Source organism: Rhodoluna sp. (assembly GCF_024639375.1).
GTDB lineage: Bacteria > Actinomycetota > Actinomycetes > Actinomycetales > Microbacteriaceae > Rhodoluna.
On the sequence record NZ_JAHEIM010000001.1, the window covers coordinates 82,859 to 106,392 of the forward strand.

Here is a 23,534-nt window from a genome sequence, read left to right on the forward strand (position 1 = left end):
AAGTAAACTAATCCTTGGCTCTTTAGGCCATGCCCTCGTAGCTCAGTGGATAGAGCAAGAGCCTTCTAATCTCTTGGTCGCAGGTTCGATTCCTGCCGAGGGCGCACGCTTGCGCGAAATGCTAAAAGTTAGGCAATTGCAGTGATTATTGATGTTTGGTCTGATGTGGTTTGCCCTTGGTGTTTCATTGGCAAACGCCGTCTAGAGAAGGCAGTGGCGTCGTTGCCCGATGGCACTCAGGTTGAAATTCGCCACCGCGCATTTCAGCTGCAGCCAGACATCCAGGGCGTGGTGTCAACTACCGAGCACCTAGCGAGCAAATATCGCCTGGACAGCGAAGCCGTTGCCCGCATGCAGGCCAACGTATGTTCAATCGCCGATGGTGAAGGCCTTTGCTACGACCTTGAAAACACTTTGTCTGGCAACACTAGGGATGCTCACCGCTTGCTGTTGTGGGCACAATCACAAGGCAGGCACGCCCAGCTGCTGGAGGCCATGTATTCGGCCTATTTTGAAAAATCTGAGGCCCTGTTCAGTCACGAAGATTTGATTGCAGTAGCAACTCGAGCTGGTTTCAACAAAGACACAATCGAGGCCGTGCTCAATTCAAATGATTTTGACGGCCAGGTGACCGAAGATCAGCAACTCGCGTCGAACCTTGGAGCAACTGGTGTGCCATTCTTCGTAATCGACATGAAGGTCGGAATTTCTGGAGCACAACCGCAGGAAGTTTTCAATAACGCACTTGCTCAGGCGCTGTCGAACTAAAACTTATCTTTTAGCGAGATCGCGACGCACCTTGATGATGCTGGCAATTGCTGAAACTGCAATCGACGCAACGATGACAATCAACGAAGTGTTTGTTGAAATCTCTGGTGCCCACTCGATGTGCGCACCGCCGTTAATAAATGGCAGCTCATTCACGTGCATGGCATGCGCAACCAGCTTGACTCCAATAAACGCCAGGATAAACGCGATGCCGTACTTGAGGTATTCCAGGGAGTCGAGCAAGCCGCCCAACAAAAAGTAAAGCTGCCGCAGGCCCATCATGGCGAAGATGTTTGCAGTGAACACAATGAATGGGTCAGTGGTGATTCCAAAGATTGCCGGAATAGAGTCGAAGGCAAACATCACGTCGGTCAATGCAATGGCAACAAACACAACAAGCATTGGAGTGAACATCTTTTTTCCGTTGTGAACAGTGCGAATTTTGGCACCGTCATATTCCGGCGAGAACTTGATGCGCTTGCGCAAAGTTGAAATCAACTTGCTTTCAGTTTCTTCATCGTCGTCGTGACCGCGGAAGGCCTGGTGGTAGGCGGTGTAGATCAAGAAGGCGCCGAATAGATAGAAGATGGCGCTGAAGCTTTCGATCAAGGCTGCTCCGGCAAGAATAAAAATGCCTCGCAGAATCAAGGCCATGATTATGCCGACCATCAAAACTTCTTGCTGGTATTTCTTTGCAACATTGAAGCGATTCATGATGATGACGAAAACAAATAGGTTGTCGAGGCTCAAGCTGTATTCCGTTAGCCAGCCCGCATAAAACTGCGATGAAGCTTCGGCGTTTCCTATCCAAAGAATAATCAGACCGAAGATGACTGCCAGCAGTGCATAGAAAACCACGAAAACAGTCGACTCTTTAGCGCTAGGGATGTGAGGGCGCTTAAATATGAGCAAAATGTCGGCGGCAAGAATTGCGAGCAGAACGGCAAATGCGCCGATTTCGAAGGCCAGAGGCAGGTCTAGATGCATTTATTAAGTTTACGAGCAAAGCAGGTTAACTTGGGTGAGTTGCTGGCAGATTGGTGGCAGGATGAAATTGAGTGAGCCTCACAAGGGAGTTTCAAATGCGTATCGCAGTGCCAACCGAAGTGAAAAATAATGAATACCGGGTGGCCATTACACCCGCTGGCGTGCACGAACTGGTTCGGCACGGTCACGAGGTGTTTATTCAAGCCGGCGCTGGGCTGGGCTCAAGTTACAGTGATGTCGATTATCTGAACCAGGGCGCCAAGATCGTTGCCACTGCGGATGACGCTTGGGCCGCCGGCGACTTAGTTCTCAAGGTCAAGGAGCCACTAGCCAGCGAGTACCCGCTGCTTCACCGCGGGCAGATTCTGTTCACCTATTTGCACCTGGCCGCATCCAAGGCCTGCACCGATGCCCTGATTAGTTCGGGCGTCACGGCTATCGCCTATGAAACTGTGCAATTGCCAAACCGGAGTTTGCCGCTACTTCAGCCGATGAGCGAAGTGGCTGGTCGCCTTTCAACCCAAATCGGCGCCTACCAACTTATGAAGAACGAAGGCGGTCGAGGCGTGCTGATGGGTGGAGTGCCTGGTTCGGCCAAAGCCAAGGTAGTTGTGATTGGTGGTGGTGTTGCCGGTGAGAACGCGGCAGCAATGGCTCTCGGGTTGCACGCAGATGTAACCGTGATCGATGTGTCTTTGACAAAGCTTCGTGAACTAGATGCTCGATTCAATGGGGCAGTGCGCACCCGCGTATCTACTGCCTACGAAATTGCTGAACAACTTCGCGATGCCGACCTGGTTATTGGCTCAGTGCTCATCCCGGGTGAAAAGGCGCCAAAGCTGGTCACCGATGCAATGGTGCAAACCATGAAGCCAGGTTCGGTTTTGGTTGACATCGCAATCGATCAGGGTGGCTGCTTCGAGAATTCAAAGCCAACCACGCACGATGACCCAACCTTCAAGGTTCACAACAGCACCTATTACTGCGTGGCAAATATGCCGGGTGCGGTGCCAGTGACTTCAACAAGTGCACTTACCAATGCCACGCTGCCATACGTGTTAAAAATTGCAGACCTCGGATGGCGTGTCGCGTGTGAACAAGACTCGGCTTTGGCCGCCGGTTTAAATGTTCACGAGGGAAAGATTTATCACGCGGGAGTTGCGCACGCGTTTGGCCTTCAACTTACCGAGTTTTAACTCGCAGGTTTTTAGAGAGTTAGTTGGCCGGCTCTGAAAGGTCGCCAATTTCGGCATCTTGTTTTTCAATCTCGGCACGAATTTCGTTCATGTCAAGATCGCGCACAGCGGCGATAAGTTCTTCTAGGCCAGCACCTGGCAATGCGCCTGGGCGGTTGTAAAGCAAGATGCCATCGCGAAAGACCATCAGAGTAGGAATTGAGCTGATGCCCGCTTCACCGGCTAGTTGCTTTTCAGCTTCGGTGTCTACCTTGCCAAAGGTGATGTCTGGGTGCTTGGTCGAAGCCTCTTCAAAGATTGGCGAGAACTGACGGCAAGGGCCACACCACTCTGCCCAAAAATCAACAATGGTGATGCCTTCTTTAACAACGGTGTCGCCAAAAGTTTCAGCGCCTAGTTCAATGCTTGCCATCTTTAAAGTCCTAATCCTTGAATTGCATGTTCATCGATTTGCTTCAGTTCTTGAAGCGTCAAACTAGGTGAACTAATTGCGGCCAGGTTTTGTTCCAGCTGCTGCACAGAACTTACTCCCACCAGTGCCGAAGCCACGGTTGGCTGGCGAAGCACCCACTTCAAAGCCAGTTGGCTCAGGCTTTGGCCACGACCCTTGGCAATTTCATTTAGCGCTCGGGCGTGAGTTAGGTAGTCAGCGCTGATTCTTTCGCTCTTTAGGTAGTGCTCTTGAGCTGCCCTGGAGCCTTTGGGGGCGAATCCCGATAAGTAGCGGTCTGAAAGTAATCCCTGCGCCAATGGTGAAAAGACAATCGCGCCCACGCCTTCGACGCCAAGGGTGTCGAAAAGTGCGGTCTCTGGGGTGCGATCGAACATTGAGTAGCGCGGCTGGTGAATCAGCAGGGGCACGCCCATTGAATCGAGGATTGCCTTTGCCTCGCGAGTCTGGGCAGCGTCATAGCTTGAAATGCCCACATAAAGCGCACGACCAGATTGCACTGCGGTTGCAAGTGCACCCATGGTTTCTTCAAGGGGAGTGTTCGGGTCAAAGCGGTGTGAATAAAAGATGTCAACGTAGTCGAGCTGCATGCGCTTGAGGCTTTGGTCAAGCGATGCCAAAAGATATTTGCGTGAACCCCACTCGCCATAAGGTCCTGGCCACATGTCATAACCGGCTTTGCTCGAAATGATTAATTCATCGCGATATTTGGCGAAGTCCTTTTTCATGTGCTTGCCAAAGTTTGCTTCGGCCGAACCAAAGGGAGTGCCGTAATTATTTGCCAAATCAAAGTGAGTGATGCCAAGGTCGAATGCACGACGCAAGATTGTGCGCTGGCTCGAGAGGCTGGTGGTGTTGCCAAAGTTATGCCAGAGGCCCAGTGAGATTTCTGGAAGTTGCAAGCCACTCTTGCCCACGCGGCGGTATGGCAACTGCTGGTAGCGGTCTTCTTGTGCTTGATAACTCATGCGTCAAGCCTAGGCTAGAGCCATGATGAGTTTCGTTTTGGGTGGCGGTTGCTTTTGGTGTCTCGATAGTTGCTACACGCAATTTAAGGGTGTTCAAGATGCGGTGGTTGGCTACATGGGTGGCTCAATTGCAAACCCCGGATACGAGGCTGTGTGTGGTGGTAATACCGGCCACGCCGAAGTGGTCAAAGTGATTTTTGATGAGTCGGTTATTCCGGCGGATGTGATTCTCGATTTGTTCTTCACCATGCATGACCCAACCCAGTTGAACCGACAGGGCCATGACGTTGGCACTCAATATCGCTCTGTGATGTTTTATGCCGATGATTCGCAGAAGCAAATGTTCGAGGCTGCTATTTCTCGTGCTGCCGAGCTTTGGGATGGCGAAATCGTGACTGAGCTGTCACCGGCAACTGAATTTTGGGTAGGCGAGGAGTATCACCAAGATTTCTTCGACAAGAATCCAAATCAGGGATACTGCAACGCAGTGGTCGCGCCAAAGATGGCCAAGACCCGCGCTGTGTTCACAAATTTCTTGAAGTAGTTATCCACAAATTTCTAACTCGCCGGTTTCGCACCGGCTCAAATTGTCAAACTCAAATCACTCCATCTGGCAGCAGCCAAATGGCAAATTTGAGAAAGGCAATTCATGTCAGAAACTCTTTCGGTCACCGGCTTGGTGGCCACAACACCACGTCACCTGGTTACTCAAGATGGCCTGCCAATCACATCGTTTCGATTGGCTTCTTCGCAGCGCCGCTTCGACCGCAATCAAAACAAGTGGGTTGATGGCGAGACCAACTGGTTCACGGTCACAGCGTTTCGCCAACTAGCAATCAATGCAGCCGGTTCGGTTTCTAAAGGCGATCGCATTGTGACCACTGGCAAATTGCGCGTTCGCGACTGGGATAACGGGGAGCGCGCGGGCACCTCGGTTGAAATTGAAGCGGATTCACTTGGCCACGATCTAACCTGGGGCAGTTCTGTGTTTACTCGCACGGTCTTGGTTCGAGAAGCTGAACCCGAAGACGAACCAGCTGAGGCAGAGCCAGAGCGCGAATTGGCCGGCGCCAAGAAATAAGACCACTGGGTCTTAGAGCGCTCACCCCTCGAACAATCTAAGGCTCAGTTAGCCTCGCCATCGAGGCAAGCACCCTCAATCGTCTAAGTCAGCATTCATGGCCCACTGCGGGCCAATATTGGTCGGGTAAAGTTATACCCATAGCTGACTAAGCGACTGAGGGTGCTTTTTCTATTCGGCTAGCAAACCAACCGAAAGTGATTGATTTTTCATGGCTGAATTCATCTATCAGATGATCAAAGCGCGCAAGGCGCACGGCGACAAGGTAATTCTCGACGACGTAACTTTGGCGTTTATCCCAGGTGCAAAAATCGGTGTGGTTGGCCCAAACGGTGCCGGTAAGTCAACAGTTTTGAAGATTATGGCCGGTCTTGACTCACCAAGTAATGGTGAAGCTCGCCTGAGCCCTGATTACACAGTGGGCATGTTGATGCAGGAGCCACCGCTTGACGAAACTTTGACAGTCTTGGGCAACGTTGAACTTGCTGTGAAAGACACCAAGGCAAAGCTTGATCGTTTCAACGAGATTTCGGCTTTGATGTCTGAGCCAGATGCAGACTTTGATGCGCTACTTGCCGAGATGGGCACTCTGCAAGAGCAGATCGACCACCTTGACGCCTGGGATCTTGACTCGCAGCTGGAGCAGGCGATGGATGCGCTGCGTTGCCCGCCGAGTGACTCGATGGTTACTTCTCTTTCTGGTGGTGAGCGCCGCCGCGTGGCTCTTTGCAAGCTTCTACTTGAGAAGCCAGACCTACTTTTGCTTGATGAGCCAACAAACCACTTGGACGCAGAATCTGTTTTGTGGCTTGAGCAGCACTTGGCAAAGTACCCGGGTGCGGTGTTGGCCGTAACGCACGACCGTTACTTCCTCGACAACGTTGCCGAATGGATTCTGGAGCTCGACCGCGGTCGCGCTTATCCATATGAAGGCAACTACTCAACTTATCTGGAGAAGAAGCGTGAGCGTCTTGAGGTTGCCGGCAAGAAAGATGCAAAACTTGCCAAGCGTCTGAGCGAAGAACTTGATTGGGTTCGTTCTTCTTCTAAGGCACGTCAAACCAAGTCGAAGGCTCGTTTGGCCCGCTACGAAGAAATGGCTGCCGAGGCAGACCGCACCAGAAAGCTCGACTTTGAAGAAATTCAAATTCCAATGGGTCCTCGCTTGGGTGACATCGTTATTGAGGCCAAGAACTTGCAAAAGGGTTTTGATGGTCGCTCGCTAATCAACGGTCTATCTTTCAGTCTGCCGCGCAACGGCATTGTTGGCGTGATTGGTCCAAACGGTGTTGGTAAGTCAACTCTCTTCAAAACCATCGTTGGTCTTGAGAATCTTGATGGTGGCGACCTAAAGGTTGGCGAAACCGTAAAGATTTCATACGTTGACCAGAGCCGTGGTGGCATTGACCCAAACAAATCCCTTTGGGAAGTTGTTTCGGGCGGGCTTGACTACATTCAGGTTGGCAACCAAGAAATGCCTTCGCGCGCATACGTTGCAGCGTTTGGTTTTAAAGGGCCAGACCAGCAGAAGCCTGCCGGCGTTTTGTCGGGTGGTGAGCGCAACCGCTTGAATCTTGCCCTGACTCTCAAAGAGGGTGGCAACCTCTTGCTACTCGACGAGCCAACAAACGACTTGGATGTTGAAACACTTAGCAGTCTTGAAAACGCGTTGCTTGAGTTCCCTGGTTGTGCCGTGGTCATCACGCACGACCGTTGGTTCCTAGACCGCGTTGCTTCGCACATTTTGGCTTATGAGGGCACCGATGAGAATCCTGACCAGTGGTACTGGTTCGAAGGAAACTTTGAATCCTATGAAGAGAACAAGATTGCTCGCCTTGGCCCAGATGCCGCTAAACCACACCGTTCGACCTACCGTCGATTGACTCGCGACTAAAAATTGCAAATAAAAAACCCAGTCACTCGAGTGGGTTTTTTATTTGGGTGCGAGATTATTTCAATTCGGGCACTCGAACCATGCCTTCTTGTGCCACGGTTGCAATTAACTCACCTCGACTGCTAAAGATTCTGCCTAGAGCTAAACCTCGACCGCCTTGCGCACTCGGAGATTCCTGTGCGTAAAGCATCCACTGATCCACGCGCGCTGGTCGATGAAACCACATTGCATGATCAAGGCTGGCTGATTTCAATCCGGGGTGTGACCAAGCAATGCCGTGACGTCGATAGATGCTTTCGAGAATTGAATAGTCGCTGGCGTAAGCAAGGGCAGCGGTGTGCAGTGCTTGATCGTCTGGCAAGTCTCCCAATGCGCGAAGCCAAACCGCCTGGTGGGCAACCGGTTTTCCTTCAACATTGAAATAGATTGCAGATTCAACGTGTCGCATATCAAATGGGCGAGCCTTTGCCCAGTACTGTGCAACCGGGTGTGGGTTGTCACCGATTAGTTCGGCGGCACTTGGTAGCGATTCTGGATCTGGGATGTTCTCTGGAAAGTCATCCTGGTGTTCGAGACCTGGGTCGTGTTCTTGAAACGAAGCAATCATCGAAAAGATTGGCAGGTCCTCTTGAAATGCCTGAACTCGGCGAGTGCTGAACGAGCGACCATCACGCAAGCGATCAACCGAAAATGTCACTGGAAGATTAATGTTTCCCGGGCGCAAAAAATAGCCGTGCATTGAGTGCACATCGCGTTGCTCAATTGTGCGTGAGGCTGCAACCAAACTTTGGGCCAACACCTGGCCACCGAAAACACGTCCGTGCGGCATCCATTGGCTTTGACCGATGAATGTGTCTTCGTTGCTTGCTGAATTGCTGGTTGGCTCAAGGTCGAGCGTTGCAATCATCTCTGCCAATGGGTCGCTAGGAATCTGGTGGCTCAAAATTTCGCTCAATTCTTTGGGGCAACATTGCCAATCTCAGGCTAGTTTAGACAGGTCATGATTAACCCCTTTGTGCTTGCAGACCGCGAAACCGCGGCTGATCTCCAGTCTTTCTTGAATCGCGCCAAGCGTCTAGATCCAGATGGTTTGGTGCGCCTTCGTGCCTTTGGCAACATTCTTGCAGCCTATGTTGCGCCAATTTTTTCTGGCAACCTGATGGATTCGGGGCCGACGGTTTTGGGCCTGCGCACGGCTGAATTGGCAGCTGACGCCGAGCTGGATGCGCTCGTGCCAATCGCAGCAATGCAGGAGCGACTGGCTCACCTTTTGGGCAGCGAAGAAACTGCTGAGTTCAAAGTGCAATTGCTGGACACTCAACGAGCGCCTTGGGCCGGCATTTCACCGCCGCGCCAGGGTTGGCTGCAAATCGGCACCATCAATGAAAACCGACTAACTCAAATTGCTAGGGATGGCATCGCCGAAGTAGCTGCAGCACTTCCCGAGTCAGTGGGTGGGCCAATCGCGGCACGCATCCGCGGTGATATCTGGGGCCGGGGAATTGACCTTGAAACCAAAGTGCCAACCGGCGCGGCATTTGCAGCGGCTGGGTTGGGGTTTCTAACCGAGAACGAAGAGGTTGGCCTTTATCAAGCCGATGGTTGGATTCGCCTGAGCAGTTTGCACGGACACGTGCTGGCTAAAGTGGCAACCCGCTTTTAGGGGTTTGCGAATTAGTCTTCTGCGCTGTTGAGCAGCGATCTTGCTGCGCTGTCTAGGTAGCCCCAAAGTTCAGCTTCTTGCAGTGGTGGCAGTTCAAGAGATTCCAATGCGGCACGCATGTGCAACAACCAAGCGTCGCGAGCAGTTGGGCCGATCTTGAACGCATTGTGTCGCATTCGAAGTCGAGGGTGACCGCGCTGTTCTTGGTAAGTGCTTGGCCCGCCCCAATATTGCTCAAGAAATAATTGCAAACGTTCTACTGCAGGGCCTAAATCCTCTTCGGGGTACATCGGCCTTAGCAATGCATCGCCGGCAACTCCCTCATAAAACTTGTCAACGAGCTTCTTGAAAGTTTGCGCACCGCCAACCATGTCATAGAAACTGCCGCCAACACGTTGGCCTTCAGAGTTTCTAATCTGCACCGATTGAATCTTGCCGGCCTCTTCGAATCCGTTAGCCAATTACTTGACCGCCTTGCCGGCAACTTCAACGTAAATGTTTTGGTTGCTTGCGGCGAGTGAAATTTTTGATGTGTGCAGTGCCTTTTTTATGCGGGCGCGAAGTTCGCGGGCAAGCTCATCTTGTTTCGTTGGTTTTACTTTTTGCACAATGCGCAGCACAACCTGCTCGCCGCTTAGAGCTTCAATTCCCCAAACCTCGGGCTTGCCAATTACTGAACTCTTGAATGAGGCTTCAGCAATTAATTTTTGGGCTGCATCGGAAATCACTGTCGTGGCTTTGTCGACGTTTGTTGAGTAATCCAGTGCGATATCAAGAACAACTCGTGACCATCCCTGCGATGAATTGCCCACTCGAACGATTTCACCGTTGCGCACATACCAAAGCGTGCCTTGCACATCGCGAACCTGTGTAACGCGCATGCCAACAGATTCGACAACGCCGTTTGCCTGGCCCAGGTCAACAACATCGCCCACGCCATATTGGTCTTCAAAAACAATGAAAAGACCTGAGATCAGGTCGCGCACCAGGCTTTGAGCACCAAAACCGATCGCCGCTCCCAAAATTCCGGCACCGGCAATAATGGCACCCACTGCAACACCAAGCTCGCCAAGAATCATCGATGCACCAAGGATGTAGAGGCTCCAAGTAATGAAGTTGCTCAGCACCGAGCCCATTGTTTTAGCTCGTTGAACAACGCGGGCCTGAGTCATAGGTGAGTCAATTTCTTGGCTCAGAGCAGCTTTGTTGGTTTTGCCTTTTACTCCGGCGATGATTCCGCGAACGACTCGTCGAACTGAAATCAGCAGCAGTGCACGAAGAACAATTACACCAATCACCATCAATACGATGCGAATCAGAGTTTGGTAGTCGTGCCAAAAAGCCACGGCCAAATCAATTGCGTTGGTGTAAAAAGTCATGCCTAGCCCTTCAGGTCACGAGCTTGTGCCGCAAGTGCACGCTCAACATTTGCCAAACCTTCTACCAAAATACGCTTCAACGCCGGAATCTCGGCGATTTCGGCGCGTTCGATTGCTTGCTTTGATTTCGCAACCAATTCTGGGCTGGCAATAATGCTCGGGTACAGATTTTCAATTAGGTACTCGGCAATTTTGAAGGTGTTGTCGTTCCAAATTCGAACCACGTTTGCAAAGTATCGATCAACAAATGGCTCAATCAGTGAGCCGTCATTGACCCGAACAAATCCAAGGCTGGCCGCATCAACCAAAACATTTGAAAGTTTGTGTGTCTCGGTTAGCAGTTTCCAGGCAGTCTCTTTATCGGCGGCGGTTGGCAGCGCGGCGCGTGCACCGGCAGCAGCCTTTTGTCCGTTAGCAGTGTTATCGCTTGCCAGCTCGGCATCGATGTCTTGCGCCTTGCGTCGACCGCCCACAACCAAGCCAGCCAACAGCTCCCAGCGAAGGTCGGCATCAATGGTGAGTTGCGGCAACATTTCTTTGCCCACAAATAGCGCTTCGAGAGCATCGAGTTGCGAAGCGGTGCTGGCAAACGATGCAAAGAACTTGGTAAATTGCAATTGCGCATCAGAGCCAGGCTCAGCATTTCGTGCGAGCGCCAAGAGGCCATCGCCGATTTCGGCCAGTGCAGCCTCGCGATTCTGAGGAGCAACATAAAGATGCGCAGCGGTAGTTAGTTGACGAAGCAAAGTCAACATGGTGGTTGATTCGGTTTCGGTAGCAATGTTGTTCAACACCAGCTTGATGAAATCGCGTGGGCTGGTTTCGGCATCGCGAGTTGCATCCCAAGCAGCACCCCAAATTAGCGTGCGGGCGAGTGAGTCGTCGAAGTTCGATAGGTGAGACAGCGCAGTGTTCAATGAGTGGTCGTCAAGGCGAATCTTGGAGTAAGCCAGGTCGTCGTCATTGAGCAAAACTAAGTCTGGTCGGTCTAGACCAACCAACTCATCGACATTCGTGGTTGCACCGTCAACATCGAGCTCTAGGCGGTGCACTCGGGTCAATTTGCCGTCGACCAAGTTGTAGAAACCGATTGCCATGCGGTGTGGGCGAAGAGTTGGGTGTTCATCGATAGCTGTTTGCTTCACCACAAATGACGTGATCTTGTTGCTTTCGTCAACCACGATGATTGGGCGAAGAGTGTTCACGCCTGCAGTCTCAAGCCAAAGCTTTGACCAACTTCGTAGCTCGCGACCCGACTGCGCTTCAAGTTCAACCAGCAAGTCCGAAAGTTCTGTGTTTTGGTAGGCGTGCTTCTTGAAATAACTGGCCACGCCGGCGAGAAATTTTTCTTGACCAACCCAGGCAACAAGTTGCTTCAATACCGAAGCGCCCTTGGCGTAGGTAATGCCATCGAAGTTCACCTGAACATCGGCTAGGTCATTGATCTCGGCAACGATTGGGTGAGTGGATGGCAATTGGTCTTGGCGGTAAGCCCATGACTTTTCGAGTGCGGTAAAAGTTGTCCAGGCGCCTTTCCACTCGGTGGCTTCGGCTGTGGCGAGTGTTGAAGCATATTCGGCGAATGATTCGTTTAGCCAAAGGTCGTTCCACCACTTCATGGTGACCAAGTCGCCAAACCACATGTGTGCCAACTCGTGCAAAATTGTCACCACGCGGCGCTCGCGAATTGCATCGGTCACCTTCGAGCGAAATACATAGGTCTCGGTGAATGTAACCGCGCCGGCGTTCTCCATGGCGCCAGCGTTGAATTCTGGAACAAACAGCTGGTCATACTTTTCAAACGGGTAAGGCTGATCAAAAGCTTTTTCATAGAACTCAAAACCTTGACGAGTCTTCTCAAAGATGTAATCGGCGTCCATGAACTGAGCCAATGACGCGCGGCTAAACACGCCAAGTGGAATTTCGCGACCGTCAGAGCTGGTCAGTGAACTGCGAGTTTCAACATAAGGCCCCGCAATAATTGCTGTGATGTAGCTAGAAATGCGTGGGGAAGGGGCAAAGTTCCAAGTTGCTTTTCCTTCACCGGCGGCATCCGGAGCAGGTGAGGTCTGGTTCGAAACAACTTTCCAGTGTGAAGGCGCTGTGATGCTGAAAGCGAAAGTTGCTTTTAGGTCTGGTTGCTCAAACACTGCAAAAACACGGCGAGAGTCCGGCACCTCGAACTGGGTATAGAGGTATACCTCATTGTCAACCGGGTCAACAAATCGGTGCAGGCCCTCACCGGTATTCATAAACAGCGAGTCTGACTCGACGATCAATTCGTTGCGAGTCTGCAGGTTGTCCAATTGAATGCGAGTGCCATCGGCAACTGCATTCCCATCAAGCTCGACTCCGTTTAGAATCACTCGATGAACTTTGTCGGTGATGGCATCAATGAATGTGCCGGCGCCTGCCTGGTGTGAGTTGAAATTCACTGTTGTGGTCGATTTGAAAACTCGATCACTAACGGTGAGGTCTAAAGCTACTTGGTAGCTTTCTACGCTGAGTAGTTGGGCGCGGGCGGCAGCCTCTGCGCGGGTTAGATTCTCTCCAGGCAATTTACATCCGATGCTTTTGTTTATGTTTGCATAAGCCTAACTCGCGCATTTATTAGCCGATAATGAACCTATGGATACGCTGCTGGCGGCAATTTCATCGTCAGAAACCCAAAGTCTGGCCTTGGCAGAAATTGGCGCGCTTTTATTGGTGCTCGGCATCGCAGCCTTCTTCGCCGTCTGGGTAAAACTCTCCGTCATCCCTTTTTATTTGGTGATCGGCTTGCTGCTGGGCAAGGGCGGCCTTTTTCCTTTGGAACTCAGCGAGGACTTTCTTAAGACCGGCGCGCAGTTGGGCGCCATCTTGCTTTTGCTCATGCTTGGGTTGGAGCACTCCGGGCCAAGTTTGGCTTCGGCATTCATGGAGCGAAAATCCATTGGTGCCATTGATTTTGCTTTGAATGCTTTGCCAGGTGCAGCAATTGGTTTTCTGATGGGCTGGGGCTTTCTCGGCGCCTTCGTGCTCGGAGGCATTACCTATGTGAGCTCTTCGGGCATCGCATCGCAAATGATAAAAGAAACCGGCTGGCAGCGCTCTGAAGTTTCGAGACGCGTCACCACGGTGCTTGTGGTTGAAGACCTCACGCTTGCCCCTTATCTGCCACTTTTGGCAACTATCGTGGCCGGGCTAGGAGCAATCGCTGGTTTTGTTTCAGTCGCAGGCGCCATTTTGATTACCGGGCTTGCTTTGGTGATTGCCTTCCGAGGTGAAAACGCGCTGGGGCGAATTTTGAACACGCAGGCGCAAGGTGGGCTTTTGCTGACCGTTTTTGGCGCAGCCTTGCTTGCTGCCGGTTCGGCTGAACTGATTGGTTTCTCTTCGGCAGTTGCAGCATTTTTGGTTGGCTTGGTGCTCACCGGCGAAGTGGCCTTCGCAGTGCGTTTGCGTCTTGCGCCACTGCGTGATCTTTTCGCGGCAATCTTCTTCTTATTCTTTGGGCTCAGTGTTTCACCAGTCGAAATGTTGCCAGTCCTGCCGTTGGCACTATTGCTCACCGCCCTGGGAATCCTTGGCAAAATGTATGTCGGTTACACCATTGCCAAAGACATGTCAGATGGCTCAGCCTGGAAACGTGCCGGGGCCTTCTTGATTGCGCGAGGCGAATTCTCGATTGTTATTGCCGGCCTGGCGGCCACAACTGCCTTTGGCGGGCAACTAAAGGCCTTGACTCTTACCTATGTGTTGTTAACCTCGATATCGGCATCCGTGGTGCTTCGTGCTTTTCGAAGCACTTTCGAAAAAGCCAGGGCAAAGAAGAAGCCTTAAACTGGTGCCATGCGCATTCACATCGCCACCGATCACGCGGGCCTAGAGCTGAGCCACTTTCTTATTCGCGAACTAACCAAGCAGGGTCACGAGGTTTTTGACCACGGGCCAGTTGAATATGACGCTTTGGATGATTACCCAAGTTTCTGCATCAATGCAGCACTTGCCGTGGTTGCCGATGAGCAAGCGGGAACTCAGGCGCTTGGCATTGTGCTTGGTGGTTCGGGCAATGGTGAGCAAATTGCTGCAAACAAAGTGAAGGGCATTCGTGCCGCCTTGGCCTGGAACGAGTCAACCGCAAAATTGGCGCGCGAACACAACGACGCCAACGTGATTGCTGTTGGCGCTCGTCAGCACAGCCAAGAAGAAGTGCTGCACCTAATTGAACTTTTCATTGCCGAGCCTTTTAGCAACGATGAACGTCACGTGCGTCGCATTGGCAAGATTGGCACCTACGAACAAGCGGGAGACATTCTCTAAGTGCCAGAAGGGCATACCGTTCATCGCATCGCGAATGACTTTAATCGGTTGTTTGCGAAGCAAGTTGTGCGGGTCACTTCGCCTCAGGGTCGATTCGCCGACAGTGCTCAATTAATCAGTGGGCACCAACTTGTCAAAGCTCGAGCAATCGGCAAGCAAATGTTTTTGCTTTTCGATAACCAACTAACTCTTCGCATTCACCTGGGCATTTACGGAAAGTGGAATGTTTCCGAGATTGATCCGGAGGCAATTCCAGATCCGGTGGGGCAGGTGCGCGCCCGGTTTATCAGTGGGCAGAACCTAGCTGACCTGCGCGGGCCAACGGTTTGTGAGGTGCTAACCAAGGCCGAAGTGAAGGTGGTAGAAAAACGCCTCGGGCCGGACCCGCTAAACCCAGATCGGGATGGCACTGAGCAAGAACGCTTCGTGCAAAAGGTGCTCAGTTCGAAAACCGCAATCGGTTTGTTGCTGATGAATCAAGATGTGATTGCCGGCATCGGCAACGTCTACCGAGCAGAGATTCTTTTCCGCGCCAAAATTGATCCGCATCGCCCAGGCAACACGTTGCAGGCATCCGAGGTCGAAGAAATTTGGCGAGACGCAGTAGACCTGCTCAAGGTGGGCGTAAAAACTGGCTTCATGATTACTCGCGATGAGCTGCGTACCAAACGGCCGAAGCGGGCGGATCGCAACTTTGTTTATAAGCGCGAGGGATTGCCGTGCCGAGTTTGTTCGACAAATATTTCGATAGAAATCATGGCGGCCCGAAAACTTTATTTTTGCGTTGGGTGCCAGATTAATTAAAGGCCGTTGGCCGAGTGGCCAATTGGCCAGTGATTATTTGCAGCAACAGAGCGGGCGACGGGAATCGAACCCGCACAATCAGTTTGGAAGACTGAGACTCTACCATTGAGCTACGCCCGCGGGTGGTTGACCAATTTCAGTGAAATCGACGCAACCTCTCTATTCTATGGGATAGAGTTACGGAGGTTGTTCTGGTTTCGATCAGAAAATCAACCGGGGTGTAGCGTAGTGGCTAGCGCGCCTGCTTTGGGAGCAGGATATCGCAGGTTCGAGTCCTGTCACCCCGACCATTCGGTCTAGTTATTGCGAAGACCATTGATAAAAACCGGCTCGTCTCATTTTGGGGCGAGCCCTTTTCAGGAGAAGCCCTTGAAAACCTCTGTAGAACGCATCAAGCCAACCCGCGCGAAGCTAACCATCGAAGTAACTCCAGCGGAATTCCGCCCGAGCATCGATCACGCTTACGAGCACATCGCCGAAACCGTAAACATCCCTGGTTTCCGCAAGGGAAAGATTCCTGCTGCGATTCTTGACCAGCGCGTTGGTCGCCCGGCTGTTTTGGCTCACGCCATCAACGACGGTCTAGACAACATCTATCGCGAGGCTCTTGAAGAGAGTAAGTTGCGCCCATTGGGTCAGCCTGCTGCAGACATCAAGCAGAGCCCAGACGAGAAGACTTTCGAAGGCAACCTAATCGTTGAGATCGAAGTTGAAGTTCGACCAGAGTTGAACCTAAAGGAATACAAGGGTCTTCAGGTTAAGGTCGATGCAATCAAGGTTGGCGGAATCGAAGTTGACGCAGAGCTAGACGCATTGCGTGCTCGCTTCGGCAGCCTAAAGACCGTTGAGCGCCCAGCAAAGAAGGGCGACTTCACCACTATTGACTTGAGCGCAACCATCGATGGCAAAGTTATCGACTCAGCTCAGAACATTTCATACGAGATCGGCGCTGGCAACTTGCTAGACGGCATCGACGAAGCGCTTGACACTCTTACCGCCGGCGAATCAACCACTTTCAAGTCAAAGTTGGTTGGTGGCGAAAAGGCTGGCCAGGAAGCAGAAGTTGCAGTTACTTTGACCGCGGTTAAAGAGCGCGAACTTCCAGAGGCAGACGACAAGTTTGCTCAGCTTGCAAGCCAGTTTGACACCTTGGCTGAGCTAAAGGCAGACCTAGAGGCGCAGATTGCTCGCTCAAAGAACTACGAGCAAGGCATTCAGGCTCGCGATCTACTTACCGACCAGTTGCTTGAGCTAATCGAGGTTCCAGTTTCAGAAGAACTAGTTGAAGCCGATGTGCACCGTCACCTAGAAGGCGAAGGCCGTCTAGAAGACGCAACCCACCGCGCCGAGGTTCTAGAGCAGAGCACTCGCTCATTCAAGGTTCAGATGTTGCTAGACGCAATCGCCGAAAAAGAAGAAATTCAGGTTGGCGAGCAAGAGCTAATTGCTTACCTAGTGCAGAGCTCTCAGCAGTACGGCATGGCACCAAACGACTTCATCAAGGCAATCAGCCAGCAGGGCCAAGTGCCTATGTTCGTAGCCGAGGCAGCTCGTCGCAAGGCTCTATCGATCGTGCTTGAGTCAGCAGCCGTCACCGATTCAAAGGGTGCCAAGGTTGATCTTTCTGAGTTCACCAAAACCGACTTTGAAGCCGCGGATGACCACGCTGGTCACGACCACGACTAATCAAAAGTTTCTGAAATCCCCGTCAATTGATTGGCGGGGATTTCCTTTTGCCTTATAAGGTTGGTTTGGAACACTTGGGGGATTTAAATGGCAAAGGTAGCCAAGCACCACATCATAAATGGGTCTGTGGCGCTTGCAGTTGCATTGATCGTTTCGGCTACGACTTGGTTGGTTGTTGAACCAAACCTAGAAAGCATTGCGGCGGGCAGCTCGCGCACTGCATGTTTCGAGAAAAAGACCGGCCACGTTTACCTGCGCACAATTTGCAAAAGTACCGAAACCAAGTTGGTCATCAATTCTGCCGGCGCCAATGGCGCCCAGGGCTTGCAGGGGCAATCCGCCTATGCGTTGGCTGCCGAATATGGCTTCACGGGAACTGTGACTGAGTGGTTGGCAAGTTTGGTTGGCCCTCCTGGTGCAACCGGTCCACAAGGACCAAGTGGTTACTCTGGTTCAGATGGCGGGCGAGGCTCAACAGGACCACAGGGTCCGGTTGGTCCGGTTGGTCCGGCTGGCACCAACGGCACAAACGGAACTAATGGTTTCGTGCCTGACTATGGCTACTTCATTGACGTGACTTCACAAACCATGACTGCGATTAACACACCAACAGCAATGAAATTCGGTACCAGCCTCATTTCCGACAAAGGCGTGACCATTGTGAATGGAAATGAGATTCACTTTGCCAAAGCTGGAACCTACAACGTGTCGTTTTCAGCCCAGGTATTTAAGGCATCATCCACTGCGCCCGAAGACATTGACATCTGGTTGTCGAAGAATGGCGCAGACGTCTTGAATTCGAACACTCAGCTGACCATCGTGAACGACGTTGCAAAAACCGGAAAGGCCGTGGCGGCCTGGAACTTTTTCGTCACCACAACCGCGCCGAACGAATATTGCCAATTGATGTGGTCTGCAGCCAGCACCGTAATTTCAATTCCTTATGTTGGTCCGCAAACCCTTCCGGATCGTCCGGGCATCCCATCACTCATCCTGAGTGTTAATCAGGTTGGCTGAACCGCTTAGACGCGCACTTTAGCCACGGGCGAACAAGGTAATGAATTGCCCGGTGTTGCGGTTATCTTAGTCAGGCAACCTCAAGACTTAGGAGTACTTCATGGCTGAAAACCCAATGGGCCCAAACAGCACTTTCGAGCGACTGCTCAAAGACCGCATTATTTGGCTGGGCACCGAAGTTCGCGACGACATGGCCAATGAAATTTGCGCCAAGATTCTGCTGCTAGCTGCCGAAGACTCACAAAAAGACATCTTCCTTTACATCAACTCACCCGGCGGCTCAATCACCGCAGGCATGGCAATCTACGACACCATGCAGTACGTTCCAAACGACATCGTCACAGTTGGCATTGGCATGTGTGCCTCGATGGGGCAGTTCTTGTTGTCATCGGGCACCAAGGGCAAGCGCTATGCAACCCCAAACACTCGCGTGCTATTGCACCAGCCACACGGTGGCTTTGGCGGCACCGCATCAGACATTCAGACTCAGGCTGAGCTAATCGTTTCGATGAAGCGTCAGCTGGCTTCGATTACCGCTGAACAGACCGGCAAGACTGTTGAGCAGATTGAAGCCGATGGTGACCGCGACCGCTGGTTCAGTGCGCAAGAAGCACTTGACTACGGATTCATCGATCACATTCAAAAATATGCAGCAAGCCAAACCGGCGTGGGCAAGAACTAAGGGCGGGCACCAACATGACTAAATCAAACATTTTTCAGAGCCCAGAGGCTCGCTACATTCTTCCTACTTTCGAAGAGCGCACCTCTTACGGTTTCAAGCGTCAAGACCCATACAACAAGCTTTTCGAAGACCGCATCGTGTTCTTGGGTGTTCAGGTAGACGACGCCTCTGCGGATGACGTTATGGCGCAATTGCTGGTTCTTGAATCACAGGACCCAGATCGCGACATCACCATGTACATCAACTCACCGGGTGGTTCATTCACTGCGATGACCGCTATCTACGACACCATGCAATACATTCGCCCACAGATTCAAACCGTTTGTTTGGGTCAGGCAGCTTCTGCTGCTGCGGTGTTGTTGGCTGCTGGCGCACCCGGCAAGCGTCTAGCTTTGCCAAACGCCCGCGTGCTGATTCACCAGCCATCAACCGGTGATTCAGGCCGTGGTCAGGCTTCGGATATTGAGATTCAGGCACGTGAAATCATGCGCTTGCGCGAGTGGCTAGAGAGCACCTTGGCAAAGCACACCAAGCGTTCAATTGCCGAGGTCAACCACGACATCGATCGCGACAAGATCTTGACTGCTCCAGAAGCGTTGGAATATGGCCTGATTGACCAGGTTCTAACTTCACGCAAAAACGCGTAAATACCTTTAGAAATAGCGAAATGCGGGTGGGCGAGGCTCATCCGCATTGTCGTTTCTGGGTTATAGAGTTCTTGCATGACCAAGCTCGGTGAATCAGGCGACCTGCTTAAGTGCTCTTTCTGCGGAAAGTCACAGAAGCAGGTTCGCAAACTAATTGCCGGCCCAGGGGTCTACATTTGCGATGAATGCATCGAGCTTTGCAACGAAATCATCGAAGAAGAACTTGGTGCTGCTGTTGCCGAGGGCGTTGAAGAAATCGATCTGCCTAAGCCTCGCGAAATCAAAGGCTTCCTAGACGAATACGTCATTGGTCAAGACCAAGCCAAGAAGGCTTTGGCGGTTGCCGTCTATAACCACTACAAGCGCCTTCGCTCACGCGGCACACTTACTGCTGCTGGCAAAGAGCACGATTCAATCGAAATTGCCAAGTCAAACATTTTGATGATTGGCCCAACCGGTTGTGGCAAAACCTATTTGGCACAAACCTTGGCTAAGCGTTTAAACGTTCCGTTCGCTGTTGCTGATGCAACCGCACTAACCGAAGCCGGTTATGTTGGCGAAGACGTTGAAAACATTTTGCTCAAGCTTTTGCAAGCCGCAGACTTCGATGTAAAGCGTGCAGAAACCGGCATCATCTACATTGACGAAATCGACAAGATTTCTCGCAAGGCCGAGAACCCTTCAATTACTCGCGATGTTTCGGGTGAAGGCGTTCAGCAGGCTCTACTAAAAATTCTTGAAGGCACTGTTGCTTCGGTTCCACCTCAAGGTGGCCGCAAGCACCCTCAACAAGAGTTCATTCAAATTGACACCACCAACGTGCTGTTCATCGTTGCTGGTGCTTTTGCCGGTCTTGAAGAAATTATTTCTCAGCGCTCAGGCAAGAAGGGCATCGGTTTTGGCGCACCAATCTCTGGCAAAAATGACGACATCGAAATCTTCACCGAGGTTCAACCAGAAGACCTTCGCAAATTTGGTTTGATTCCTGAGTTCATTGGCCGCTTGCCTGTGATTGCAACTGTAACTCCACTAGATCGCTCAGCGCTGATGCAAATTCTCACCGAACCAAAGAATGCTTTGGTAAAGCAATACCAGCGCATGTTTGAGCTTGATGGTTTTGAGCTCGAGTTCGACAAGCCTGCACTAGAAGCGATTGCAGATCTTGCAGTTGCTCGCGAAACCGGCGCCCGCGGGTTGCGCGCAATCATGGAAGAAATTCTTGGCCCGGTAATGTTCGAAATTCCAGGCAGCGATGTTCAAGGTGTTGTAAAAATTACCAAGGCCGTTGTTAGCGAAGGTGCTGTGCCTCAAACGGTTCCGTTTAAGAGCAACCGCAAAACTGCTTAAGCTTCTGGTTTTTCTGCCAGCACAACATCAACCATCGCAACAACTTCGCCTTCGGCGTAGCCCAGGGTTGCAATGCGACCAACCGACTTCAAGTCAGTCTCAAGCAAACGCAAACTTGTCAATGTTGCAGTCGGTGCTTCAATAACCGCAGATTCAACATCAGCCTTCATAGAGACCTTGGCGTCAGACTTAGCCTTGCGAACGCCAAGCAGTGCAGTCGATGCAAGCTCAAGCAGGCCAAGGTTGCTGCCATCTAGGTCGGCTGCAATCTCTGCGTGAGTTGGCCAGGCTGCACGGTGAATTGAACCCGCATCTTTCTGCCACCAGCCCCAAACCTCGTCGGTTGCAAAAGGCAAGAACGGTGCAAACAAACGCAACATGGTGTGCAGTGCCGTGCGAAGTGCAATTGCCGCGGATGCCTGCTGCGCAGCGTCAACGCCACCCTGACCGTATGCGCGTTCTTTGACTAGCTCAAGGTAGTCGTCGGTGAAAGTCCAGAAGAACTTCTCGGTCAACTCGAGTGACTTGGTGTGGTCGTAGTTCTCGAATGCTTCGGTAGCCAAGGTCACAACGTTGGCTAGATCAAGCAGCATGGCCTGATCAATAGGTTCAGTCACCTTGGTGTGGCCGGCAGGCACTTCAAATGAAAGTGCAAACTTGGCAGCGTTCAAAAGTTTGATTGCCAAACGGCGACCAACCTTCATCTGACCTTCGTCAAATGCTGCGTCGGTGCCAAGACGAGCAGAAGCAGCCCAGTAGCGAACCGCGTCGGCGCCGTGATTATCAATCGGCTCTGCAGGCACAACAACGTTGCCCTTTGACTTCGACATCTTTTTGCGGTCTGGGTCAAGAATCCATCCGGAGATTGCCGCGTTCGACCATGGCAACTGACCGTGCTCTTGCTCTGAACGCAACAGGGTTGAGAACAACCAGGTGCGAATAATGTCTTGGCCCTGAGGGCGAAGGTCGTATGGGAAAACCTTCGCAAACTTTTCTGGGTCGGCAATCCAACCACCAGCAAGCTGTGGGGTCAACGATGAGGTCGCCCAAGTGTCCATGATGTCCATCTCGCCAATGAAGCCGCCGGCAACGCCGCGCTGCGCTTCGGTGTACCCCGAAGGTACATCGATTGATGGGTCGATCGGGAGCGACTCGGCACTAGGAACCAGGGGAGTCTCAAAGTTAGCTTCGCCGTTGGCATCCAATGCGTACCAAACTGGAATTGGAACACCAAAGAAACGCTGGCGTGAAATTAGCCAGTCGCCGGTTAGTCCGTTTACCCAGTTTTCAAAACGCACGCGCATGAAATCAGGGTGAAAGTTCAACTGCTTGCCAAGTTCGATCAAACGCTCGCGCACATTTGCATCCCGACCACCGTTGCGGATGTACCACTGGCGAGTTGAAACGATTTCGAGTGGCTTGTCGCCCTTTTCGAAAAACTTCACATCGTGAGTGATTGGCTTTGGGTCGCCAACCATGTCGCCAGATTCCTGCAGCAGTTCAACAATGCGTTGCTTGGCAGAGAACACGGTTTTGCCAACAAGTTCTGCATAGGCAGCCTTGCCCTGCTCACTCACAATTGCGTCTGGCACCTCTTCGATGATTCGGCCATCCCAGCCCAAAATTGCGCGGTTTGGCAAGTCAAGTTCGCGCCACCAGACAACGTCGGTGACGTCACCAAAAGTACAGATCATGGCAATGCCCGAGCCCTTGTCAATCTGCGCCAAGCGGTGCGCAACCACTGGAATCTCAACATCGAAAAGCGGAGTCTTCACGGTCTTGCCAAACAAACCCTGGTAGCGCTCGTCATCTGGGTGCGCAACCAAAGCAACACAGGCCGGCAATAGTTCTGGGCGAGTGGTTTCGATGAAAATCTTGCCGTCTGGGCCGTTGAAACCAAGACGGTGGTAGGCGCCCGGTTGTTCACGGTCTTCAAGTTCGGCCTGTGCCACTGCAGTTCTAAAAGTGATGTCCCACAGGGTCGGGGCCATCGACTGATAAGCCTCGCCACGGGCAAGGTTGTTCAAGAAAGCTTTTTGCGAAACAGCAATAGCTGCAGGCGAAATGGTTTGGTAGGTCTGGCTCCAGTCAACCGAAAGACCAAGGCGGCGCCAAAGTGCCTCAAATTGCTTCTCGTCTTCGGTAGTCAAACGTTCGCAAAGTTCAATGAAATTGCGGCGTGAAATGGCAACTTGGTCGGCAGCCTTTGAGCTCTTGTTGTCGCCGCCCTCAAACGGTGGCACGAAGCCATCCACATATGGAAGTGACGGGTCGCAACGAACACCGAAGAAGTTCTGCACGCGACGCTCGGTTGGCAAACCGTTGTCATCCCAGCCCATTGGGTAGTAAACCTCTAGGCCCTGCATGCGCTTATAGCGGGCAACAACATCGGTGTGGGTGTAGCTAAAAACGTGACCCACGTGCAGCGAACCAGAAACGGTTGGCGGCGGGGTGTCGATCGAATAAATCTCATCGCGCGAAGCCTCGCGTCGAAAACGATAGACGCCTTCTTCTTCCCAGCGCAGCCCCCACTTTTCCTCGAGGCCCTCGACGCCCACTTTTTCGGGTGCGTCGGCGGGGCTAAGGATGCTCGATGAGCCGGATTGGGCAGTATTCACGCGTAAAGTCTCCAAGAAAGGGGTTTGTTACAGGTTAACATTGA

Annotated in this window: 22 protein-coding genes and 3 tRNA genes; 16 read left to right on the top strand and 9 right to left on the bottom strand. The window is 52.0% G+C overall.

Annotation, left to right across the window (positions count from 1 at the left end; all coding sequences use genetic code 11):
• Nucleotides 1-31: 31 nt before the first annotated feature.
• Together Q0L28_RS00425 and Q0L28_RS00430 are read left to right on the top strand one after the other, a co-directional pair.
• Nucleotides 32-104, top strand: a tRNA-Arg gene (locus Q0L28_RS00425).
• Between the two features lie 37 nt (nt 105-141).
• Complete coding sequence (locus Q0L28_RS00430; RefSeq protein WP_296630042.1) at nt 142-768, top strand: DsbA family oxidoreductase; 627 nt, start codon at nt 142-144, stop codon at nt 766-768.
• Nucleotides 769-771: 3 nt separating this feature from the next.
• Here the strand turns inward: Q0L28_RS00430 and Q0L28_RS00435 are convergent, their stop codons facing one another.
• On the bottom strand, nt 772-1,755 hold the full coding sequence (locus tag Q0L28_RS00435) for a TerC/Alx family metal homeostasis membrane protein (protein ID WP_296630045.1): 984 nt from the start codon (nt 1,753-1,755) through the stop codon (nt 772-774).
• Nucleotides 1,756-1,850: 95 nt separating this feature from the next.
• Here Q0L28_RS00435 and ald point away from each other — a divergent pair, with 95 nt between their 5' ends.
• Entirely contained in the window at nt 1,851-2,951 is a 1,101-nt protein-coding gene (gene ald / locus Q0L28_RS00440) for an alanine dehydrogenase (protein ID WP_296630048.1), read from the top strand.
• Between the two features lie 19 nt (nt 2,952-2,970).
• On the opposite strand, the gene Q0L28_RS00445 is transcribed toward ald, so the two are convergent.
• The gene (locus tag Q0L28_RS00445) at nt 2,971-3,363 is read right to left on the bottom strand and encodes a thioredoxin family protein (RefSeq protein WP_296630051.1); all 393 of its coding nucleotides are present in this window, start codon (nt 3,361-3,363) and stop codon (nt 2,971-2,973) included.
• 2 nt (nt 3,364-3,365) lie between these two features.
• On the bottom strand, nt 3,366-4,370 hold the full coding sequence (locus tag Q0L28_RS00450) for an aldo/keto reductase (RefSeq protein WP_296630053.1): 1,005 nt from the start codon (nt 4,368-4,370) through the stop codon (nt 3,366-3,368).
• A 22-nt stretch (nt 4,371-4,392) separates the two neighbouring features.
• Here Q0L28_RS00450 and msrA point away from each other — a divergent pair, with 22 nt between their 5' ends.
• The 3 genes from msrA to ettA all read left to right on the top strand — a co-directional run bounded on the left by msrA (nt 4,393) and on the right by ettA (nt 7,345).
• A complete protein-coding gene (gene msrA / locus Q0L28_RS00455; protein WP_296630056.1) occupies nt 4,393-4,914 on the top strand; it encodes a peptide-methionine (S)-S-oxide reductase MsrA in 522 nt (173 codons plus the stop codon).
• A gap of 105 nt (nt 4,915-5,019) precedes the next feature.
• Complete coding sequence (locus Q0L28_RS00460) at nt 5,020-5,451, top strand: single-stranded DNA-binding protein (protein ID WP_296630059.1); 432 nt, start codon at nt 5,020-5,022, stop codon at nt 5,449-5,451.
• A gap of 211 nt (nt 5,452-5,662) precedes the next feature.
• Nucleotides 5,663-7,345, top strand: coding sequence for an energy-dependent translational throttle protein EttA (gene ettA / locus Q0L28_RS00465; RefSeq protein ID WP_296630062.1), 1,683 nt, complete (start codon nt 5,663-5,665; stop codon nt 7,343-7,345).
• A gap of 55 nt (nt 7,346-7,400) precedes the next feature.
• On the opposite strand, the gene Q0L28_RS00470 is transcribed toward ettA, so the two are convergent.
• Nucleotides 7,401-8,252, bottom strand: coding sequence for an acyl-CoA thioesterase II (locus Q0L28_RS00470; protein ID WP_296630215.1), 852 nt, complete (start codon nt 8,250-8,252; stop codon nt 7,401-7,403).
• Nucleotides 8,253-8,345: 93 nt separating this feature from the next.
• On the opposite strand from Q0L28_RS00470, the gene Q0L28_RS00475 reads away from it, so the two are divergent.
• Complete coding sequence (locus Q0L28_RS00475; protein ID WP_296630064.1) at nt 8,346-9,008, top strand: hypothetical protein; 663 nt, start codon at nt 8,346-8,348, stop codon at nt 9,006-9,008.
• Between the two features lie 11 nt (nt 9,009-9,019).
• Here Q0L28_RS00475 and Q0L28_RS00480 read toward each other — a convergent pair whose 3' ends face one another.
• The 3 genes from Q0L28_RS00480 to pepN form a co-directional block, all read right to left on the bottom strand.
• Nucleotides 9,020-9,379 carry a globin gene (locus tag Q0L28_RS00480; RefSeq protein ID WP_296630218.1) on the bottom strand — a complete coding sequence of 120 codons (360 nt, stop codon included), beginning with the start codon at nt 9,377-9,379 and terminating at the stop codon, nt 9,020-9,022.
• 90 nt (nt 9,380-9,469) lie between these two features.
• On the bottom strand, nt 9,470-10,387 hold the full coding sequence (locus tag Q0L28_RS00485) for a mechanosensitive ion channel family protein (protein ID WP_296630066.1): 918 nt from the start codon (nt 10,385-10,387) through the stop codon (nt 9,470-9,472).
• Between the two features lie 2 nt (nt 10,388-10,389).
• Nucleotides 10,390-12,945, bottom strand: a complete 2,556-nt coding sequence (gene pepN / locus Q0L28_RS00490; protein WP_296630069.1) for an aminopeptidase N — start codon at nt 12,943-12,945, stop codon at nt 10,390-10,392.
• A gap of 70 nt (nt 12,946-13,015) precedes the next feature.
• Between pepN and Q0L28_RS00495 the strand changes: the two genes are divergently transcribed.
• From Q0L28_RS00495 to Q0L28_RS00505, 3 genes are read left to right on the top strand one after another with little or no spacing between them, the layout of a single operon-like run.
• A complete protein-coding gene (locus tag Q0L28_RS00495; protein ID WP_296630073.1) occupies nt 13,016-14,209 on the top strand; it encodes a cation:proton antiporter in 1,194 nt (397 codons plus the stop codon).
• 9 nt (nt 14,210-14,218) lie between these two features.
• Nucleotides 14,219-14,689, top strand: a complete 471-nt coding sequence (locus Q0L28_RS00500; RefSeq protein WP_296630076.1) for a ribose-5-phosphate isomerase — start codon at nt 14,219-14,221, stop codon at nt 14,687-14,689.
• Entirely contained in the window at nt 14,690-15,493 is an 804-nt protein-coding gene (locus tag Q0L28_RS00505; RefSeq protein WP_296630078.1) for a DNA-formamidopyrimidine glycosylase family protein, read from the top strand.
• Nucleotides 15,494-15,542: 49 nt separating this feature from the next.
• On the opposite strand, the gene Q0L28_RS00510 is transcribed toward Q0L28_RS00505, so the two are convergent.
• A tRNA-Gly gene (locus tag Q0L28_RS00510) sits at nt 15,543-15,613 on the bottom strand.
• 94 nt (nt 15,614-15,707) lie between these two features.
• Between Q0L28_RS00510 and Q0L28_RS00515 the strand changes: the two genes are divergently transcribed.
• The 6 genes from Q0L28_RS00515 to clpX all read left to right on the top strand — a co-directional run bounded on the left by Q0L28_RS00515 (nt 15,708) and on the right by clpX (nt 20,872).
• Nucleotides 15,708-15,783 (top strand) — tRNA-Pro (locus Q0L28_RS00515).
• Nucleotides 15,784-15,862: 79 nt separating this feature from the next.
• A complete protein-coding gene (gene tig, locus Q0L28_RS00520) occupies nt 15,863-17,179 on the top strand; it encodes a trigger factor (RefSeq protein WP_296630080.1) in 1,317 nt (438 codons plus the stop codon).
• A gap of 87 nt (nt 17,180-17,266) precedes the next feature.
• Entirely contained in the window at nt 17,267-18,196 is a 930-nt protein-coding gene (locus tag Q0L28_RS00525) for a collagen-like protein (protein ID WP_296630084.1), read from the top strand.
• 100 nt (nt 18,197-18,296) lie between these two features.
• Nucleotides 18,297-18,878, top strand: coding sequence for an ATP-dependent Clp protease proteolytic subunit (locus Q0L28_RS00530; protein WP_296630086.1), 582 nt, complete (start codon nt 18,297-18,299; stop codon nt 18,876-18,878).
• Nucleotides 18,879-18,892: 14 nt separating this feature from the next.
• Nucleotides 18,893-19,525 (top strand): ATP-dependent Clp protease proteolytic subunit, encoded by a 633-nt coding sequence (locus Q0L28_RS00535; RefSeq protein WP_296630089.1) that lies wholly within the window; start codon nt 18,893-18,895, stop codon nt 19,523-19,525.
• A gap of 75 nt (nt 19,526-19,600) precedes the next feature.
• Entirely contained in the window at nt 19,601-20,872 is a 1,272-nt protein-coding gene (gene clpX / locus Q0L28_RS00540; protein WP_296630091.1) for an ATP-dependent Clp protease ATP-binding subunit ClpX, read from the top strand.
• Here the strand turns inward: clpX and valS are convergent.
• On the bottom strand, nt 20,869-23,490 hold the full coding sequence (gene valS, locus Q0L28_RS00545; protein ID WP_296630094.1) for a valine--tRNA ligase: 2,622 nt from the start codon (nt 23,488-23,490) through the stop codon (nt 20,869-20,871). The two genes, clpX and valS, sit on opposite strands and share 4 nt — an antisense overlap.
• Between the last annotated feature and the right edge of the window lie 44 nt (nt 23,491-23,534).